Consider the following 18,379-nt stretch of genomic DNA (forward strand, 5'->3'; position numbering starts at 1 on the left):
TTGGCCGCGATCCCTCAGCGTGAGCGAAGTAGTGTGCGGGTATGTCCCGAGCGAGTCTTGACAAGGATCCGCACGAAGTCGCCGCCATGTTCGACGACGTCGCGGACGGCTACGACCGCGCGAATTCGTTCATGACCTTCGGCTTCGATCGTCGCTGGCGCACCATCACCGGCCGGGTGCTGGACGCCAAACGCGGCGAGAAGGTGCTGGACCTCGCGGCGGGCACCGGCGTGTCCACCGTCGAGTACGCGCGCAACGGAGCCTGGTGCCTCGCGGCGGACTTCTCGGTCGGCATGCTCAAGGCCGGCAAGCATCGCGGCGTCCCCATGGTGGCCGCCGACGCGATGAAGCTGCCGTTCGCCGACGAAAGCTTCGACGCGGTGACCATCTCGCTCGCGCTGCGGAACTTCGTCGACACCAAGGCCGCGCTCACCGAGATCGCGCGGGTGGTCAAACCGGGTGGCCGTCTGGTGATCTGCGAGGTGTCGACGCCCACATTCCCGCCGATCCGGTTCCTGCACCGGAAGTTCATCGCGAAGCTGCTCACCTGGGTCGGCGCCCGGACCTCGTCGAACCCCGAGGCCTACTCCTACCTGGCCGAATCCATGCTGGCGTGGCCGGATCAGCGGACGCTCGGGGAGATCATCGCGAGCGCCGGGTGGACCGAGGTGGAGTGGCTGAACCTCACGTTCGGCGTCGTCGCCATCCACCGTGCCAAAAAGCCCTCTGTAGATTCTTAGGCATGACCCGTCGCAACGCTGACCACGACGCCGAAGTCATCGTCGTCGGTGCCGGACCGGCCGGCTCCACCGCCGCCACGTACCTCGCCCGCGCGGGCGTCGACGTGCTGCTGCTGGAGAAGACCGAGTTCCCGCGCGAGAAGGTGTGCGGCGACGGCCTGACCCCGCGTGGCGTCAAGCAGCTCATCGACCTGGGGATCGACACGAGCGAGGACGCGGGCTGGGTGCACAGCCGCGGCCTGCGGATCCTCACCGGCGAGCTCACGCTGGAGCTGGACTGGCCGGACCTGACGAGCTACCCGCCGTACGGCGTTTCGCGGACCCGTCAGGACTTCGACGATCTGCTCGCGAAGACCGCGGTCAAGGCAGGCGCGCGGCTCTACGAGCGCACCACCGTCACCGGCGCCGTCACCAGCCCGACCGGTCGCGTGATCGGCGTCGAAGCGAAGGTCGGCCCGGAGAAGACGCCGGTGAGCTACCGCGCTCCGCTGGTCCTGGCCTGCGACGGCGTCTCCGCGCGCCTCGCGCTGAGTGTCGGCATCCAGAAGAACGAGAAGCGCCCGATGGGCGTCGCGGTGCGGCAGTACTACAAGAGCCCGCGCCACGACGACCCGTTCATCGAGGGTCACCTCGAGCTCTGGGACCGCTCGGACCCGCGCGATCCGAAGCTGCTGCCCGGCTACGGCTGGGCGTTCCCGCTGGGCGACGGCACGGTGAACGTCGGCCTCGGCATGCTGTCGACGTCGGCCGCGTTCCGCAGCACCGACTACCGCGCGCTGCTGCGCCAGTGGCTCGACGGGACGCCCGAGGAATGGGGCTACCGCGAGGAGAACGCCATCGGCAAGGTCGGCGGCGCCGGTCTCCCGATGGGCTTCAACCGCACCCCGCACTACCGCGACGGCCTGCTGCTGCTCGGCGACGCGGGCGGCATGGTCAGCCCGTTCAACGGCGAAGGCATCTCGGCCGCGATGGAGTCCGCGCAGCTGGCGTCGGAGTTCGTCGTGCAGGCCTTGGCCCGGCGCGAAGGTCCTTCGCGTGAGCGGGCGCTGGAGGGCTACCCGCGTGCCGTCGCTGAGCTGATGGGCGGCTACTACCGGCTCGGCAACGTGTTCGCGAAGCTGATCGGGAAGCCGAAGATCATGCACGCCGCGACGAAGTACGGGCTGCGGATCAACTCGATCCTTCCGTTGGTGTACAAGGGACTTTCGGGCTGCTACGACGCCAAGGGCGGGGACGGCGTCGATCGTCTGATCGCTGCTCTGGCACGGGCGACTCCCTCTCCGCGTTGACGCTTGGGCTGAAGGGGCCCTTCACCGCATCTCACGCGGTGAAGGGCCCTTTCGTCGCGTCTGACGCGGGGAAAGGCCCCTTCAGCCCACACGTCTGGACCAGTCACGGGTACTCCGCGCAGTGGTATCGGTCACAGGACAAATGTGGTCAAACAGCCCCGCGAAGCCGATCTTGGGAACGACGTCGCAGGTCACCGGTATCGCACGCCGGAAGAAACCGTACTGGCCGTGCGGCCAAGTTAGGGCAGCCTTATAGCACGGGGCCTAGGGACAAGAATGTGAGTCACGTCCTACACTCGCCCCATGCTTTGTGAATCGCTTCACATCCTCGACGGGAGGCTTGTGAACTATTTCACAAGCAAGGGGGCCGTCATGCACGGCCCGTAAGGGTTGCCTAACCCTCGGCGGTGTGACCCAGGTGACTTAGGGTGCCGACCGAGGGAAGCGGTGAACCCCGACTCGAAAACCGCAGCGGCGCGGAAAGGATGGCGAAAACCCCGTGCTGATGTTGCCCGTGCTGACCCAGGCGAACACCTCTTCGGTGCCGAACCTGGACATGTACCTCCCCCTGGTCCTTTTGTTCGTCCTCGCTCTCGGATTCGCGGTGCTCTCGGTGCTGCTCGGCCCGCTCGTCGGCCCGAGCCGGGCCAACAAGGCGAAGCTCGCGGCCTACGAATGCGGTATCGAACCGTCGCCGCAGCCGGTCGTCGGCGGCGGCCGGATGCCGGTCGCGTACTACATCACCGCGATGCTGTTCATCCTGTTCGACATCGAGATGGTCTTCCTCTACCCGTTCGCGGTCTCCGCGGACGCGCTGGGCATGTTCGGCCTGGTGGAGATCGTGCTGTTCATCGCGACGGTCGGTTTCGCGTACGCCTACGTATGGCGTCGCGGCGGCCTGGATTGGAACTAGAGAAGCATGGGCCTCGAAGAAAAACTCCCCAACGGCATCCTCCTGGCCAGTCTCGAAGGCCTGGTGAACTGGGCCCGCAAGAACTCCATGTGGCCCGCCACCTTCGGTCTCGCCTGCTGCGCGATCGAGATGATGACCGTCGGCGGTTCCCGTTACGACATCGCGCGTTTCGGCATGGAGCGCTTCAGCGCGACGCCGCGCCAGGCGGATCTGATGATCGTCGCCGGCCGCGTCACGCAGAAGATGGCGCCGGTGCTCCGCCAGATCTACGACCAGATGGCCGAGCCCAAGTGGGTGCTGGCGATGGGCGTCTGCGCCTCTTCCGGCGGGATGTTCAACAACTACGCCGTGGTGCAGGGTGTCGACCACATCGTCCCGGTCGACATGTACCTCCCCGGCTGCCCGCCGCGCCCCGAGATGCTGCTCGACGCGATCCTGAAGCTGCACGCCAAGATCCAGGACGAGCCGATCAACGCCCGCCGGGCCGCGATCCGCGCCGCCAGCGGTGAGCGCACCGAGCTGATCGCCTCCTCGATCAAGTACGCGAAGAAGTGAGCGACGTGCCCGACGACAACACGAGCAACTCCCCCGAAGAAAAGCCGGAAACCGGCGGCGAGCAGTCCAGCGCCGAGCGTCCCGAAGGCGGCCTCGAGCCGCAGGGCACGCGCCCGGCCGAGCCGGTCGTCACCGGTAAAGAGCGCCAGGGCATGTTCGGCGTGCGCGGCACCGGTGACACCTCCGGTTACGGCGGCGTCCGCCTCCCCGCGTACAGCCCGCCCCCGGCGGAGCGCCCGTACGGCGGCTGGTTCGACGAGTTCGCCGACGAGTTCTACGCGGCCTTGGCGGACAACAAGATCCCGGCGAACGCGATCCTGCAGACGACGGTCGACCGCGGCGAGATCACCTTCTACGTCTCCCGCGAGCACCTCGTCGAGATCGCCAAGGTCCTGCGCGACGACGCCGGTCTCCGCTTCGAACTGCTGAGCTCGGTGTCCGGTGTGGACTACGGCGTCGACGTCCCGCAGCGGCTGCATTCGGTCTACCACTTCACGTCGATGACCTACCGGCGCCGCATCCGGCTGGAGGTCACGCTCGACATCGAAGACCCGCACGTCCCGTCGCTGGTCGGGGTCTACCCGACGGCCGACTGGCAGGAGCGGGAGACCTGGGACATGTTCGGCATCGTCTACGACGGGCACCCGGCGCTCACCCGCATCCTCATGCCGGACGACTGGGACGGCCACCCCCAGCGCAAGGACTACCCGCTCGGCGGGATCCCGGTCGAATACAAGGGCGCGGAGATCCCGCCGCCGGACCAGCGGAGGTCGTACTCGTGAGCATCAGCGAGAACGCAGCAGAAGCAACCGAAGTCCCCGAAGCCGACTCCCGCGACACCACCGAAGGCCGCGTCTACACCGTTTCCGGCGGTGACTGGGAAGACCTCATCGAGGACTCCCGCCACGACGAGCGCATGGTCATCAACATGGGCCCGCAGCACCCGTCGACGCACGGCGTGCTCCGGCTCGTGCTGGAGATGGAGGGCGAGACCGTCACCCAGCTCCGCTCGGTCATCGGCTACCTGCACACCGGGATCGAGAAGAACTGCGAGTACCGCACGTGGACCCAGGGCGTCACCTTCGTGACGCGCATGGACTACCTCGCTCCGCTCTCGACCGAGATGGCGTACTGCCTCGGTGTCGAGAAGCTGCTCGGCATCCAGGCCCCGCGCCGCGCCGAGCTGCTGCGCGTGATGCTGCTGGAGATCAACCGCATCGGTTCGCACCTGGTCTACATCGCCACCGGCGGCATGGAACTCGGTGCCACCACGGCGATGACGCTCGGTTTCCGTGAGCGCGAAGAGGTCCTGCACCTGCTGGAGCACCTCACCGGTCTCCGGATGAACCACGCGTTCATCCGCCCCGGCGGGCTCGCGCAGGACATGCCCGCCGACTACCACGAGGTGGTCAGCGCGTTCGTCAAGACGATGGACGAGCGGCTTCCGTTGTACGACAAGCTCTTCACCGGTCAGCCGATCTGGCGCAACCGGCTCAAGGGCGTCGGGTACCTGCCGGTCGACGCCTGCCTCGCGCTCGGTGTCACCGGGCCGGTGCTGCGCAGCGCCGGTCTTCCGTGGGACATGCGCAAGACCGAGCCGTACTCCCGTTACGACGAGTTCGAGTTCGACATCCCGACCTCGACCGAGGCGGACTGCTGGGCGCGCTACCTGCTGCGTGTCGAGGAGATGCACCAGAGCCTGCGGATCATCAAGCAGTGCCTCAAGAAGCTCGAGCCGGGCCCGGTCATGGTCGAGGACAAGAAGGTCGCCTGGCCGGCGCAGCTCTCGATCGGCAGCGACGGCATGGGCAACTCGCTCGAGCACGTCCGCAAGATCATGGGCCAGTCGATGGAATCGCTGATCCATCACTTCAAGCTGGTCACCGAGGGCTTCAAGGTCCCGCCGGGCCAGACCTACACGTCGGTGGAATCGCCGCGCGGCGAACTCGGCGTGCACCTGGTCTCCGACGGCGGCACCAGGCCGCTGCGGGTCCACGTGCGCGAACCGAGTTTCGTGAACCTGCAGTCGATGCCCGCGATGGCCGAAGGCGGCCTGGTGGCGGACGTGATCGCCGCCATCGCCTCGATCGACCCCGTCATGGGGGGAGTGGACCGTTGAGCACCCAGCCCGGAACGACACCGACGCCCGAGCCCGGCACCAGCCTGGCCGAGGAGACCCACATCGCCGCCGGTGGTGACGTCGACGTGATCGCGATCGCGCCGGATCCCGCCGAGGCGGAAGGGATCCTGGAGAACGCGAAGCTCGAAGACATCTTCGACGCCGACACCTACGCCAAGGCGCGGGACCTGATCGCGCGGTACCCGCAGTCGAGGTCGGCGCTGCTGCCGATGCTGCACCTGGTGCAGTCGGTGCAGGGTTACGTGAGCCAGGAGGGCATCGCCTTCTGCGCGCGGAACCTGGACCTGTCCGACGCCGAGGTCAGCGCGGTCGCGACGTTCTACACCATGTACAAGCGCCGCCCCTGCGGCGAGCACCTGGTGAGCGTCTGCACCAACACGCTTTGCGCGGCCATGGGCGGCGACGCGATCTACAAGAAGCTCCAGACGCACCTCGGCTCCGACGAGAAGCCGTTGGGGCACAACGAAACCGCGGGCACGCCGAACGAGCCCGGCTCGATCACGCTGGAGCACGCCGAATGTCTCGCGGCCTGTGACCTCGCCCCGGTCATCCAGGTCAACTACGAGTACTTCGACAACCAGACCGAGGACAAGGCCGTCGCGCTGGTCGACGCGTTGCAGGCGGGCAAGAAGCCGGCCCCGACGCGCGGCGCGCCGCTGACGAACTTCAAGGGCGCCGAACTGCAGCTCGCCGGGTTCTTCCCGGAGGACGCACAGCAGTACCGCACGGACGTCGACGGTCCTTCGCAGGCCGTCGAAACCCTGCGGGGCGCGCAGGTCGCGCAGGACCGCGGCTGGACCGCGCCCGCCATGAAGGACGTTCCGCTGCCGGCTCTGCCATCAAAAACAGGGGAGACGAAGTAATGGCCGATCCCATCACTCCGGTCCTCACGAAGCGCTGGCTTTCGCCCAACTCCTGGACGATCCAGTCCTACGAAGCCCTCGAGGGCTACACCGCGATCCGCAAGGCGCTCAAGGCCACTCCCGAGCAGATCGTCCAGCTGGTCAAGGACTCCGGCCTCCGCGGCCGTGGTGGCGCCGGCTTCCCGGCCGGCATCAAGTGGTCCTTCATGCCGCCCAACGAGGACAAGCCGCACTACCTCGTCATCAACGCCGACGAGGGCGAGCCGGGCACCTGCAAGGACATCCCGCTGATGATGGCGGACCCGCATTCGCTGATCGAGGGCTGCATCATCGCCTCGTACGCGATGCGTTCGCACCACTGCTTCATCTACGTCCGCGGCGAGGCGCTGCACTGCATCCGCCGTCTCAACGCGGCCGTGCGCGAGGCGTACGAAGCGGGCTACCTCGGCAAGAACATCCTCGACTCCGGATTCGACCTCGACATCACCGTGCACGCGGGCGCCGGGGCGTACATCTGCGGCGAGGAGACGGCGCTGCTGGACTCGCTGGAAGGCCGTCGCGGTCAGCCGCGGCTCAAGCCGCCGTTCCCGGCCGCCGCCGGTCTTTACGCCGCGCCGACCACGGTGAACAACGTCGAGACCATCGCCAGCGCGCCGTACATCGTCAACGGCGGTTCCGACTGGTTCCGCCAGATGGGCCGCGAGAAGTCGCCCGGCCCGAAGATCTACTCGATCTCCGGCCACGTCGAGAAGCCCGGCCAGTACGAATGCCCGCTCGGCACCACGCTGCGCGAGCTGCTCGACATGGCGGGCGGTATGAAGGACGGCATCCCGCTGAAGTTCTGGACGCCGGGTGGTTCGTCCACCCCGATGTTCACCGCCGAGCACCTCGATGTTCCGCTGGACTTCGAAGGCGCGGCGGAAGCCGGGTCGATGCTGGGCACGACGGCCGTGCAGGTCTTCAACGAGACCGTTTCCGTGCCGTGGGCCGTGATGAAGTGGACGCAGTTCTACGAGCACGAGTCCTGCGGCAAGTGCACGCCGTGCCGCGAGGGCACGTACTGGCTGGCGCAGATCCTGGAGCGCATGGTCGAGGGCCACGGCACCGAGGAGGACATCGACACCCTGCTCGACGTCTGCGACAACATCCTCGGCCGCTCGTTCTGCGCGCTCGGCGACGGCGCGGTCTCGCCGATCCAGAGCGGGATCAAGTACTTCCGCGAGGAATTCCTCGCGTTGTGTGAAACCAACAAGCGCGAACTGGTGGGGGCGCAGGCATGACGATCGCACCCGACAAGCCCGGAACGTCCACAGAGGACACTCCGGTCCCCGAAGGCCACGTCAAGCTGGTCATCGACGGTGAAACGGTCATCGCGCCCAAGGGCGAGCTGCTGATCCGCACCGCCGAACGGCTCGGCACGGTCATCCCGCGCTTCTGCGACCACCCGCTGCTCGACCCGGCGGGCGCCTGCCGCCAGTGCCTGGTCGAGGTCGAAATGGGCGGCCGCCCGATGCCGAAGCCGCAGGCCTCGTGCACCATGACGGTCGCCGACGGCATGGTCGTGAAGACCCAGCTGACCTCGGCCGTCGCGGACAAGGCCCAGCAGGGTGTGATGGAGCTGCTGCTCATCAACCACCCGCTGGACTGCCCGATCTGCGACAAGGGCGGCGAATGCCCGCTGCAGAACCAGGCGCTCGCGCACGGCCGCGCGGACTCCCGTTTCGTCGACACGAAGCGGACGTTCGCGAAGCCGCTGCCGATCTCCTCGCAGGTGCTGCTGGACCGTGAGCGTTGCGTGCTCTGCCAGCGCTGCACCCGGTTCTCGCGCGAGATCGCCGGTGACCCGTTCATCGAGCTGCTCGAACGCGGTGCCCACCAGCAGATCGGGACCGCGGAGACCGCGGACGTACTGGACCTGGCCTCGCGGACCACGTCCGGTCAGCCGTTCCAGTCGTACTTCTCCGGCAACGTCATCCAGATCTGCCCGGTCGGCGCGCTGACGTCGGCCGCGTACCGGTTCCGTTCGCGGCCGTTCGACCTGGTGTCCTCGCCGAGCGTGTGCGAGCACTGCTCGTCCGGCTGCGCCGAGCGGACCGACTTCCGCCGCGGCAAGGTCATGCGGAAGCTCGCGGGCGACGACCCCGAGGTCAACGAAGAGTGGCTCTGCGACAAGGGCCGGTTCGCCTTCCGCTACGCCACCGCCGACGACCGCATCCGGCGTCCGCTGGTCCGCAACGCCGACGGCGTGCTCGAAGAGGCTTCCTGGACCGACGCGCTGCGTGCGGCCGCCGAAGGGCTGGCCAAGGCGCGGGACGGCAAGGGCGCCGCGGTGCTGACTGGCGGCCGTCTGACCGTCGAAGACGCCTACGCGTACTCGAAGTTCGCGCGGATCGCCTTGGGTACCAACGACATCGACTTCCGGGCCCGTCCGCACTCGGCCGAGGAGCTGGGCTTCCTCGCGTCGCACGTGGTCGGGACGACGCCGGACAGCGGCGTCACCTTCGGCGAGATCGAGCGGGCGCGCACGGTGCTGTGCGTCGCGTTCGAGCCGGAGGACGAGGCGCCGATCGTGTTCCTGCGGCTGCGCAAGGCGGCCCGCAAGAACCGCACCCGCGTCGTCCACTTGGGACAGTGGACCACCTCCTCGGTCCGCAAGACCTTCGGCGAGCTGTTGGCCTGCGCGCCGGGCAGCGAAGCCGCCGCGATCGACGGCATCGCGCAGCACGCGCAGGACGTCGACCAGGCACTGGCCTCGGAAGGATCCGTGATCCTCGTCGGCGAGCGCGCCGCCGAGGTCCCCGGTCTGTTCTCGGCCCTGCACCGGCTGGTGGAGCGCACCGGCGCCCGGCTCGCGTGGATCCCGCGTCGCGCGGGTGAGCGCGGCGCCCTGGCGGCGGGCGCGGCGCCGACGCTGCTGCCGGGTGGCCGCCCGGTCACCGACGCGGAAGCTCGCGCCGAGGTCGAAAAGGCTTGGGGCGTCACGCTTCCCGCCGCGGAAGGCCGCGACACCACCGCCATCCTGAAGGCCGCTTCCGGTCAGGACATCGACGGCCTGCTGGTCGGCGGCGTCGACCCGGACGACCTGCCGGACCCGGAGCTGGCCCGCCGCGCGCTCGAGAACGCGAAGTTCGTGGTGAGCCTCGAACTGCGGCACAGCGCGGTCACCGAGCACGCGGACGTCGTCCTCCCGATCGCCCCGGCGGTCGAGAAGGCGGGCAGCTACCTGAACTGGGAAGGCCGCCGCCGCGAGTTCGCCGTCACCCTCGAAGGCACCGGCGCCCTGCCGGACTGCCGGGTGCTCGACACCCTCGCCGTCGAGATGGACGCGGACCTGTTCACGCAGACGCCGGCCGCCTCGGCCGCCGATCTGGCGAAGCTGCCCGGCAAGACCGAGCCCGTGACCTTCGAGCCGGTGGCGGTAGCCGCCGCGGGCGCGTCGAACGGCAAGGCTCTCCTCGCCACCTGGCGGCAGCTGATCGACAACGGTTCGCTGCAGGACGGCGAGCCGCATCTCAAGGGCACGCAGCGCGAGGTCGTCGCCAAGCTCTCGGCGAAGACCGCCGAAGGCCTGGGCGGCAGCGTCAAGGTCTCCACCGAACGCGGTTCCATCACGTTGCCGATCGAGGTCGCCGACCTGCCGGACGGCGTCGTGTGGCTCCCGGGCAACTCCGACGGCTCGGCCGTCCGCGCGTCTCTCGGCGCGGGACACGGCTCGGCCGTCACCCTCACCGGAGGTGAGAAGTGACTCCGTTGCTCAGCCAGATGCCGGACGCCGCCGAGCGGGCGGCGCTGCTGGCGGACGACCCGTTGTGGCTGATCCTGATCAAGACGGTCGTCATCCTGCTGATCGGCCCGATCCTGACGATCTTCCTGATCGTCTGGGAGCGGAAAGCGGTCGGCCGGATGCAGAACCGTCCCGGCCCCAACCGGGTCGGCCCCGGCGGCTACCTGCAGTCCCTGGCGGACGCGATCAAGCTGCCGTTCAAGGAACAGATCATCCCGGACACCGCCGACCGCAAGGTGTACTTCCTCGCCCCGGTCATCTCCGCGGTGCCCGCGCTGATCGCGCTGGCCGCGATCCCGTTCGGCCCGGTGGTCTCGATCTTCGGTGAGCGCACCACGCTCCAGCTGGTCGACCTGCCGGTCGGCGTGCTGGTGATCCTGGCCTGCTCCTCGATCGGTGTGTACGGCCTGGTGCTGGCCGGCTGGTCTTCCGGCTCGCCGTACCCGCTGCTCGGTGGCCTGCGAAGCGCGGCTCAGGTGATCTCCTACGAGATCGCGATGGGTCTGTCCATTGTGGGCGTCATCCTCTACGCGGGTTCGATGTCGACCTCGCAGATCGTCGAATCGCAGCAGACCGGCTGGTACTTCTACCTGCTGCTGCCGAGTTTCGTGATCTACCTGATCTCCATGGTCGGCGAGACCAACCGCGCGCCGTTCGACCTCCCCGAGGCCGAATCCGAGCTGGTCGGCGGTTTCCACACCGAGTACAGCTCGATGAAGTTCGCGATGTTCTTCCTCGCCGAGTACGTCAACATGGTGATCGTTTCGGCGTTCGCCACCACGTTGTTCCTCGGTGGCTGGAAGTTCCCGTTCGTCGGCGCCGATCACGCGCTGAACCAGGGCTGGCTCCCGCTGATCTGGTTCGCCGCCAAGCTGTTCATCCTGCTGTTCGGCTTCATCTGGCTGCGCGGCACGCTGCCGCGGCTGCGGTACGACCAGTTCATGCGGCTGGGCTGGAAGGTCCTGGTGCCGGTCAACCTGGTCTGGATCGTCGTGATCGTCACGGTCCGCGCGATCAAGAACTCGGGCGGCCTGTCCACCCCGCAGATCCTCATCGGCGGCGGCGCGCTCATCCTCGTCGTCGTCATCCTGAGCCTGCTGCTGCCGGACAAGAAGGTCCCGGACGACGACTACGTCCCGGTGACCGGTGGCGGGTTCCCCGTACCGCCGCTCGACCTGCAGGTCCCGGAGAAGACTCCGCGTCAGAAGGCCCTCGCGAAGGCCGAAGCCCGGGCTGCCAAGCGCAAGCCCGCGGCGGTTTCCAGTGGAAGGGAGGCCGGCGATGGGGATGTTTGATCCCATCAAGGGTTTCGGTGTCACCTTCGGCATGATGTTCAAGAAGGTCGCCACCGAGGAGTACCCGGAGGCGGGCGCCCCCGCGGCTCCGCGTTACCACGGCAGGCACCAGCTGAACCGGCATCCGGACGGGCTGGAGAAATGCGTCGGCTGCGAGCTGTGCGCGTGGGCCTGCCCGGCCGACGCGATCTTCGTCGAAGGCGGCGACAACACCGAAGAGGCGCGTTACTCGCCCGGTGAGCGGTACGGCGCCGACTACCAGATCAACTACCTGCGCTGCATCGGCTGCGGGTTGTGCGTCGAGGCCTGCCCGACCCGGTCCCTGACGATGATCAACTTCTACGAGCTGGCCGACGACGACCGGCAGCGGCTGATCTACACCAAGGAAGACCTCCTCGCGCCGCTGCTGCCCGGTATGGAGCAGCCGCCGCATCCGATGCGGCTGGGCGAGAACGAGCAGGACTACTACGTGAACGGCCCCGAACTCGCGCGCAAGCCCGCTGAGCCGAAGGAGCCGGTCCAGTGATCACGGCTCTCCTCGCACAGGCGCCGGACGTTTCGGCCGGGATCACCACCGGCGAGACGATCGCGTTCTGGGTGCTCGGCCCGCTCGCGCTGCTCGGCGGGCTCGGCATGATCTTCTCGCGCAACGCCGTGCACTCGGCGCTGTGGCTGGTCCTCACGATGCTGTGCCTCGGCGCGCTGTACATGATCCAGCAGGCGCCGTTCCTCGGCTTCACGCAGATCATCGTCTACACCGGCGCGATCATGATGCTGTTCCTGTTCGTGCTGATGCTGGTCGGCCGGGAGAGTTCCGACTCGGTCGTCGAAGTGCTGCGCGGACAGCGGGTCATGGCGACCCTGCTCGGCATCGGCGTCGGCGGGCTGCTCGCCGCGGGTCTGGCCCGCGCGCTGGCCAACGTCACCCCGGCGCTGCCGCGCGACCCGGCGAACCTCGACGGCGGTGGACCTGGTGGCCTGGGACGGCTGATCTTCACCAAGTACCTGTTCCCGTTCGAGCTCACGTCGGCGCTGCTGATCACCGCCGCGCTCGGCGCGATGGTGCTCGCGTTCACCGACCGGCACGCCAAGGGCGGCAAGAAGAACCAGAAGGAACTCGTCGTCGACCGGTTCACCGGCAAGCACGACCGGCCTTCGCCGCTGCCCGGCCCTGGCGTCTTCGCCACGGCCAACTCGGTCGCCACCCCGGCGCTGCTGCCCGACGGCTCGATCGCCAGGGAGTCGCTCTCGGAGATCATCGAGTCGACTTCGGCCGCACAGCTGGAAAACGAGCGTAAGCAGGTGGCCGGGACCGAAGACGGACCGGACGCCCACGCTCTGGTCGGCAAGTCTGAAGGGGAGAAGGAATGACCCCGACGTACTACCTGCTCCTGTCCGCGCTGCTGTTCGCCATCGGCGCGGTCGGGGTGCTGGTGCGCCGCAACGCGATCGTCGTGTTCATGTGCATCGAGCTGATGCTGAACGCGGCGAACCTGTCGCTGGTCACGTTCGCCCGGATCAACGGGTCGCTCGACGGCCAGGTGATGGCGTTCTTCGTGATGGTCGTCGCCGCCGCCGAGGTCGTGGTGGGGCTCGCGATCATCATGGCGATCTTCCGCACCCGGCGCTCGGCCTCGGTCGACGACACCAACCTGCTGAAGTACTAGGAGCACCGAGTTGACCGCATCATCGTGGCTGCTGGTGGCTTTTCCCGCCCTCGGCGCCCTTATTCTTCTGCTGGCCGGTAAACGAGCTCGAGGCTGGGGACACCTCCTCGGCAGCGCGACCGTCTCACTGTCCTTTGTGTACGGCCTGATCCTCTTCTTCACGGCCGACACGAAGAACGTCGCGGACGTCAAGCTGTTCTCGTGGATCCCGGTTTCGGCGCTGCAGGTCGACTTCGGGCTCCGGATCGACGCGCTTTCGCTGACGTTCGTGCTGCTGATCACCGGCGTCGGCATGCTGATCCACTTCTACTCGATCGGCTACATGGCCGAGGACCGCGACCGGTCGAGGTTCTTCGCGTACCTCAACCTGTTCGTCGCCTCGATGCTGATCCTGGTGCTGGGTAACAGCTTCGTGACGCTGTACCTCGGCTGGGAGGGCGTCGGTCTCGCGTCGTACCTGCTCATCGGCTGGTACCAGGACCGCCCGTCCGCGGCCACCGCGGCGAAGAAGGCGTTCCTGATGAACCGCGTCGGTGACGTCGGGCTCGCGCTGGCGATCTTCCTGATGTTCAAGTACGTCGGGAGCACCGGTTACGCCGAGGTCTTCGGCGCGATCGACAAGATCCCGACCGGCGCCATCACCGCCATCGCGATCCTCCTGCTGCTGGGCGCCTGCGGTAAGTCCGGTCAGTTCCCGCTGCAGGCCTGGCTTCCCGACGCGATGGAGGGCCCGACCCCGGTTTCGGCCCTCATCCACGCGGCGACGATGGTCACCGCCGGCGTCTACCTGGTCGCCCGCGCGCACGAGATCTTCAACGCCACCCCGGACGGCCGCCTGATCGTCACCCTCGTCGGTACGGTCACGCTCTTGATCGGGTGCATCATCGGTTGCGCCTACGACGACATCAAGAAGGTCCTGGCGTACTCGACGGTCAGCCAGATCGGTTACATGATGCTCGCCGTCGGCCTCGGGCCGATCGCCTACGCGCTCGGCATCATGCACCTGGTGGCGCACGGTTTCTTCAAGGCCGGGCTGTTCCTCGGGGCCGGTTCGGTCATGCACGCCATGAACGACGAGGTCGACATGCGGAAGTACGGCGGGCTGCGCAAGCACCTGCCGGTCACCTTCTGGACCTTCGCCCTCGGCTACCTGGCGCTGATCGGCATCCCGCCGCTCTCGGGCTTCTTCACCAAGGACGCGATCATCGAAGCGGCGCTGAGCCAGGGCGGCTGGCGCGGCTGGGTGATGGGCGGCGCGGCACTGCTCGGCGCCGGGCTCACCGCGTTCTACATGACGCGCCTGATGGTGATGACCTTCTTCGGCAAGGAACGCTGGAAGGAGATCAAGTCCAGCGACGGCCGCGACTTCCACCCGCACGAATCGCCCGCGGTGATGAAGTGGCCGATGATCATCCTGGCCGTCGGCTCGGTCGGCGCCGGCGCGTTCTTCGCCCTCGGCGACCGGTTCGCCGAATGGCTCTCGCCGGTGGTCGGACCGCTCGAGGAGGGTGGCCACAGCGTCATCCCGCACGCTCTGGTCCCGATCCTCACCGTGGCGCTGTCCGTCCTCGGCGCGGTGGCCGCTTGGCTCTTCGTCGGTCGTAAGGACGTTCCGGTGGAACGCCCCGAGCGGGTCTCCGCCGTGGTCAAGGCCGCGCGCAACGACCTGTACGGCAACACCCTGAACGAGACGCTGGTCGCCCGCCCGGGCACCTGGCTCGCCCGCGCGCTGGTCTACGTGGACAACCGCGGGGTCGACGGCGCGGTCAACGGCCTCGCCGCCGCGCTCGGCGGCGGATCCGGGCGCCTGCGCCGCCTGCAGACCGGCTTCGTCCGCTCGTACGCACTGTCCATGCTGGGCGGCACATTCCTGCTTCTGGCGGCACTCCTGCTGGTGAGGTTCTCCTGATGACCTGGGTACTCGCAACCATCCTGCTGCCGCTGGTCGGCGCCGCGGTCGTCGCGGGGATGAAGAAGAACGACAGGCTCGCGACGCTCACCGCGCTCGTGGTGTCGCTCCTGACGTTCCTGCTGGTGATCCCGATGTGGGCGAGCTACGCGCCCGCTGGGGATCGGATCCAGCAGAAGTCCTCTATGGACTGGATCCCGAACTTCGGCATCCACATCTCGTTCGGCATCGACGGCATCGCGCTGGTGATGATCGCGGTCATCGGCCTGCTGGTGCCGATCGTGGTCGGCGCGCTGGGCCTCACCGACAAGCTCCCGGCCGGGCGCTCGGCGGGCGGGTTCCTATCGCTGATCCTGGTGCAGGAGGCGCTGACCATCGCGGTGTTCGCCGCGACCGACGTCTTCCTGTTCTACGTGCTGTTCGAGATCATGCTGATCCCGATGTACTTCCTGATCGGCGGCTACGGCGGCGCGAACCGGCAGTACGCGGCGGTCAAGTTCTTCCTGTACTCGTTCCTCGGCGGCCTGATCATGCTGGCCTCGGCGATCGGGGCGTACTCGCTGGCGTCGGACAAGCTCGGCAAGGGCAGCTTCGACTGGGAAACGCTCGTCACGGTCGTCCGCGACGCCCCGCTGGGGACGCAGATCTGGCTGTTCCTCGGGTTCTTCCTCGCGTTCGCGATCAAGGCCCCTTTGGTGCCGTTCCACACCTGGCTACCGGACGCCGCGGGCCAGGCGCCCATCGGTGTCGCGGTGCTGCTGGTCGGTGTGCTGGACAAGGTCGGCACGTTCGGGTTCCTGCGCTACTGCCTCCCGATGTTCCCCGACGCCAGCAAGGAACTCGCGCCGTGGGTGCTGGTGCTCGCCGTCGCGGGCGTCCTTTATGGATCGATCCTCGCGGCCGGGCAGCGCGACATGAAACGCTTCATCGCGTACGTGTCGATCGCCCACTTCGGCTTCATCGCGCTGGGCATCTTCACCTTCAACGAGCAGGCGATGGTCGGCTCGGTGTCGTACATGCTGAACCACAGCCTCGCCACCGGCATGCTGATCGTGGTCGTCGGCCTGATCGTGATGCGGGGCGGATCCACGCGGATCTCCGACTACGGCGGCATGGCGAAGGTGACCCCGCTGCTCGGCGGGATGCTGCTCATCGCCGGTCTGTCCACTTTGTCCCTGCCCGGCACGAACTCGTTCATCAGTGAGTTCCTGGTGCTGCTGGGGTCCTTTGTGGACTACCCGGTGTACACGATCATCGCGACGGTCGGCATGGTGCTGGCCGCGGCGTACGTGCTCTGGCTCTACCAGCGCGTCATGCAGGGCCCCGTCCGCGGTGACGCCCTGATCGGCGCCGGCGGTGGCCCTGGCACGGCGATCGCTCCCGAACTCGGGGCGACCAAGGCCATCAAGGACCTCGGCGGCAAGGAGATCGCGATCCTGGCGCCGATGGTCGTGCTGATCATCGCGCTCGGGTTCTATCCCAAGCCGGTGCTCGACACGATCACCCCGTCGGTGCAGGCGACGATGTCGTCCGTGCAGGGAGGCAAGTAAACCGTGCTCTTCTTGACTCAGGCGCCCGCGGTGCAGGTGCCGTCGATCGACTACTTCGCCGTCACGCCGATCCTGATCATCCTCGGGGCCGCGTGTGTCAGCGTGCTGTTCGAAGCCTTCCTGCCCAAGCACATGCGGTGGCCGTCGCAGGTCTTCCTGTCCCTGCTCGGGATCGGGGCGGCGGGCGTCTTCCTCGTCTGGTACGCCAGCTCGTCCGCGCCGAAGAACGGCATCACGACCTTCAGCGGCGCGATCGCCGTCGACCGGCCGTCACTGTTCCTCTGGGGCACGCTGCTGGCGCTCGCGCTGGGCGCGCTGCTGCTGATCGCGGACCGCTCGGTCGAACCGGGCGGCGCGTTCGTCGCGCAGGCCGGTATCCGCCCCGGCACCGTCCAGGACCGCGCGCAGGTCGGCACCACCGGCATGCAGACCGAGGTCTTCCCGCTGACACTGTTCGCGCTCGGCGGCATGATGGCGTTCGTCGCGGCCAACGACCTGCTCACCATGTTCATCGCGCTCGAGGTCCTGAGCCTGCCGCTGTACCTCATGTGCGGTCTGGCTCGTCGCCGTCGCCTGCTCTCGCAGGAGTCCGCGGTCAAGTACTTCCTGCTCGGCGCGTTCTCGTCGGCGTTCTTCCTCTACGGTCTCGCGCTGCTCTACGGCTACGCGAACTCCGTGAAGCTGTCGGACATCGCCAACGCCGCCGCCGGCTCGGACCGCTCGGACACGCTGCTGTTCGCGGGGCTCGGCCTGCTCGCGGTCGGCCTGCTGTTCAAGGGTTCGGTCGGCCCGTTCCACACCTGGACCCCGGACGTCTACCAGGGCGCGCCGACCCCGGTCACCGCGTTCATGGGCGCCTGCACCAAGGTCGCCGCGTTCGGCGGGATCCTGCGGGTGTTCTCGGTAGCGTTCGAGTCGACGAGTTGGGAATGGCGTGGCGTGCTCTGGGGCGTCGCGATCATCTCGATGCTGATCGGCGCGGTGCTGGGCCTGACGCAGACCGACGTGAAGCGCATGATCGCCTACTCGTCCATCGCGCACGCCGGCTTCCTGCTCGTCGGTGCGATCGCGATGACCGAAGAAGGCCTGTCGAGCACGCTGTTCTACCTGCTGGCCTACGGCTTCACCACGCTTGCCGCGTTCGGTGTCGTCTCGCTGGTGCGGGACTCGAACGGCGAGGCGACGCACCTGTCCGCTTGGGCCGGGCTGGCGAAACGGTCTCCGGTGCTGGCCGGCGTGTTCACCTTCCTGCTGCTCGCGCTGGCCGGTATCCCGCTGACCAGTGGCTTCGTCGGCAAGTTCGTGGTGTTCTCGGCGGCCCTGTCCGACGGGATGGCGCCGCTGGTCGTCATCGCCCTGGTCTTCAGCGCCGTCGCCGCGTTCTTCTACCTGCGGGTGATCGTGCTGATGTACTTCTCCGAGCCCGCGCCGGACGGCCCGACCGTCACCGTGCCGGGCGCGTTCACCACCACGGCGATCACGCTCGGCGTCATCGTCACGCTGGTGCTCGGCCTGCTCCCGGCGTTCGCCCTCGACTGGGCGGGCTCCGGCGGTTTCGCCCTCAAGTAGTCCGGCTTCACGGAAGGCCCCCTCGCTGTCGTGAGGGGGCTTTTCTGTGTCAGGCCGGAGCTCGATAGTTCCCTCATGGCGTCCTCGGAGCGCTGCTGAAGAAGG

16 protein-coding genes are annotated in these 18,379 nt (G+C 67.9%); all 16 read left to right on the forward strand.

Features of this window, described 5'->3' with window-relative positions:
* Positions 1-41 precede the first annotated feature (41 nt).
* Positions 42-740 carry a demethylmenaquinone methyltransferase gene (locus ACIRGA_RS02440; RefSeq protein WP_400935868.1) on the forward strand — a complete coding sequence of 233 codons (699 nt, stop codon included), beginning with the start codon at positions 42-44 and terminating at the stop codon, positions 738-740.
* 2 nt (positions 741-742) lie between these two features.
* Complete coding sequence (locus ACIRGA_RS02445) at positions 743-2,029, forward strand: geranylgeranyl reductase family protein (protein ID WP_063272805.1); 1,287 nt, start codon at positions 743-745, stop codon at positions 2,027-2,029.
* Between the two features lie 505 nt (positions 2,030-2,534).
* Positions 2,535-2,942, forward strand: a complete 408-nt coding sequence (locus ACIRGA_RS02450) for an NADH-quinone oxidoreductase subunit A (RefSeq protein WP_400936187.1) — start codon at positions 2,535-2,537, stop codon at positions 2,940-2,942.
* Between the two features lie 6 nt (positions 2,943-2,948).
* Complete coding sequence (locus ACIRGA_RS02455) at positions 2,949-3,497, forward strand: NADH-quinone oxidoreductase subunit B family protein (RefSeq protein WP_005151847.1); 549 nt, start codon at positions 2,949-2,951, stop codon at positions 3,495-3,497.
* A gap of 5 nt (positions 3,498-3,502) precedes the next feature.
* Positions 3,503-4,279, forward strand: coding sequence for an NADH-quinone oxidoreductase subunit C (locus ACIRGA_RS02460; protein ID WP_400935870.1), 777 nt, complete (start codon positions 3,503-3,505; stop codon positions 4,277-4,279).
* Positions 4,276-5,616 carry an NADH-quinone oxidoreductase subunit D gene (locus ACIRGA_RS02465; RefSeq protein WP_400935872.1) on the forward strand — a complete coding sequence of 447 codons (1,341 nt, stop codon included), beginning with the start codon at positions 4,276-4,278 and terminating at the stop codon, positions 5,614-5,616. The genes ACIRGA_RS02460 and ACIRGA_RS02465 overlap by 4 nt, the downstream gene beginning before the upstream one ends.
* A complete protein-coding gene (gene nuoE, locus ACIRGA_RS02470) occupies positions 5,613-6,500 on the forward strand; it encodes an NADH-quinone oxidoreductase subunit NuoE (RefSeq protein WP_400935874.1) in 888 nt (295 codons plus the stop codon). Before ACIRGA_RS02465 ends, nuoE begins: the two co-directional genes overlap by 4 nt.
* Complete coding sequence (gene nuoF / locus ACIRGA_RS02475; RefSeq protein WP_126733248.1) at positions 6,500-7,780, forward strand: NADH-quinone oxidoreductase subunit NuoF; 1,281 nt, start codon at positions 6,500-6,502, stop codon at positions 7,778-7,780. Before nuoE ends, nuoF begins: the two co-directional genes overlap by 1 nt.
* Positions 7,777-10,245, forward strand: a complete 2,469-nt coding sequence (locus ACIRGA_RS02480; RefSeq protein WP_400935876.1) for an NADH-quinone oxidoreductase subunit G — start codon at positions 7,777-7,779, stop codon at positions 10,243-10,245. The genes nuoF and ACIRGA_RS02480 overlap by 4 nt, the downstream gene beginning before the upstream one ends.
* Complete coding sequence (nuoH, locus tag ACIRGA_RS02485; protein ID WP_400935878.1) at positions 10,242-11,579, forward strand: NADH-quinone oxidoreductase subunit NuoH; 1,338 nt, start codon at positions 10,242-10,244, stop codon at positions 11,577-11,579. The genes ACIRGA_RS02480 and nuoH overlap by 4 nt, the downstream gene beginning before the upstream one ends.
* Positions 11,566-12,105 (forward strand): NADH-quinone oxidoreductase subunit NuoI, encoded by a 540-nt coding sequence (gene nuoI / locus ACIRGA_RS02490; RefSeq protein ID WP_400935880.1) that lies wholly within the window; start codon positions 11,566-11,568, stop codon positions 12,103-12,105. The genes nuoH and nuoI overlap by 14 nt, the downstream gene beginning before the upstream one ends.
* Positions 12,102-12,950, forward strand: coding sequence for an NADH-quinone oxidoreductase subunit J (locus ACIRGA_RS02495; RefSeq protein WP_400935882.1), 849 nt, complete (start codon positions 12,102-12,104; stop codon positions 12,948-12,950). Before nuoI ends, ACIRGA_RS02495 begins: the two co-directional genes overlap by 4 nt.
* Positions 12,947-13,246 (forward strand): NADH-quinone oxidoreductase subunit NuoK, encoded by a 300-nt coding sequence (nuoK, locus tag ACIRGA_RS02500; RefSeq protein WP_005151882.1) that lies wholly within the window; start codon positions 12,947-12,949, stop codon positions 13,244-13,246. Before ACIRGA_RS02495 ends, nuoK begins: the two co-directional genes overlap by 4 nt.
* A 10-nt stretch (positions 13,247-13,256) precedes the next feature.
* Positions 13,257-15,155, forward strand: a complete 1,899-nt coding sequence (gene nuoL / locus ACIRGA_RS02505; protein WP_400935884.1) for an NADH-quinone oxidoreductase subunit L — start codon at positions 13,257-13,259, stop codon at positions 15,153-15,155.
* Positions 15,155-16,705, forward strand: a complete 1,551-nt coding sequence (locus ACIRGA_RS02510) for an NADH-quinone oxidoreductase subunit M (RefSeq protein ID WP_400935885.1) — start codon at positions 15,155-15,157, stop codon at positions 16,703-16,705. The genes nuoL and ACIRGA_RS02510 overlap by 1 nt, the downstream gene beginning before the upstream one ends.
* A gap of 3 nt (positions 16,706-16,708) precedes the next feature.
* Positions 16,709-18,274, forward strand: a complete 1,566-nt coding sequence (nuoN, locus tag ACIRGA_RS02515) for an NADH-quinone oxidoreductase subunit NuoN (protein ID WP_400935887.1) — start codon at positions 16,709-16,711, stop codon at positions 18,272-18,274.
* Positions 18,275-18,379 lie beyond the last annotated feature (105 nt).

It is taken from the genome of Amycolatopsis sp. NPDC102389 (genome assembly GCF_044765885.1).
Taxonomy (GTDB): domain Bacteria; phylum Actinomycetota; class Actinomycetes; order Mycobacteriales; family Pseudonocardiaceae; genus Amycolatopsis.

What these genes read in the sequence shown, in the direction of transcription:
- ACIRGA_RS02440 (WP_400935868.1), top strand. Translation starts at nt 42, where the DNA reads ATGTCCCGAGCGAGTCTTGACAAGGATCCGCACGAAGTCGCCGCCATG.
- ACIRGA_RS02480 (WP_400935876.1), top strand. Translation starts at nt 7,777, where the DNA reads ATGACGATCGCACCCGACAAGCCCGGAACGTCCACAGAGGACACTCCG.
- ACIRGA_RS02445 (WP_063272805.1), top strand. Translation starts at nt 743, where the DNA reads ATGACCCGTCGCAACGCTGACCACGACGCCGAAGTCATCGTCGTCGGT.
- ACIRGA_RS02510 (WP_400935885.1), top strand. Translation starts at nt 15,155, where the DNA reads ATGACCTGGGTACTCGCAACCATCCTGCTGCCGCTGGTCGGCGCCGCG.
- ACIRGA_RS02450 (WP_400936187.1), top strand. Translation starts at nt 2,535, where the DNA reads ATGTTGCCCGTGCTGACCCAGGCGAACACCTCTTCGGTGCCGAACCTG.
- ACIRGA_RS02455 (WP_005151847.1), top strand. Translation starts at nt 2,949, where the DNA reads ATGGGCCTCGAAGAAAAACTCCCCAACGGCATCCTCCTGGCCAGTCTC.
- nuoK (WP_005151882.1), top strand. Translation starts at nt 12,947, where the DNA reads ATGACCCCGACGTACTACCTGCTCCTGTCCGCGCTGCTGTTCGCCATC.
- nuoF (WP_126733248.1), top strand. Translation starts at nt 6,500, where the DNA reads ATGGCCGATCCCATCACTCCGGTCCTCACGAAGCGCTGGCTTTCGCCC.
- nuoI (WP_400935880.1), top strand. Translation starts at nt 11,566, where the DNA reads ATGGGGATGTTTGATCCCATCAAGGGTTTCGGTGTCACCTTCGGCATG.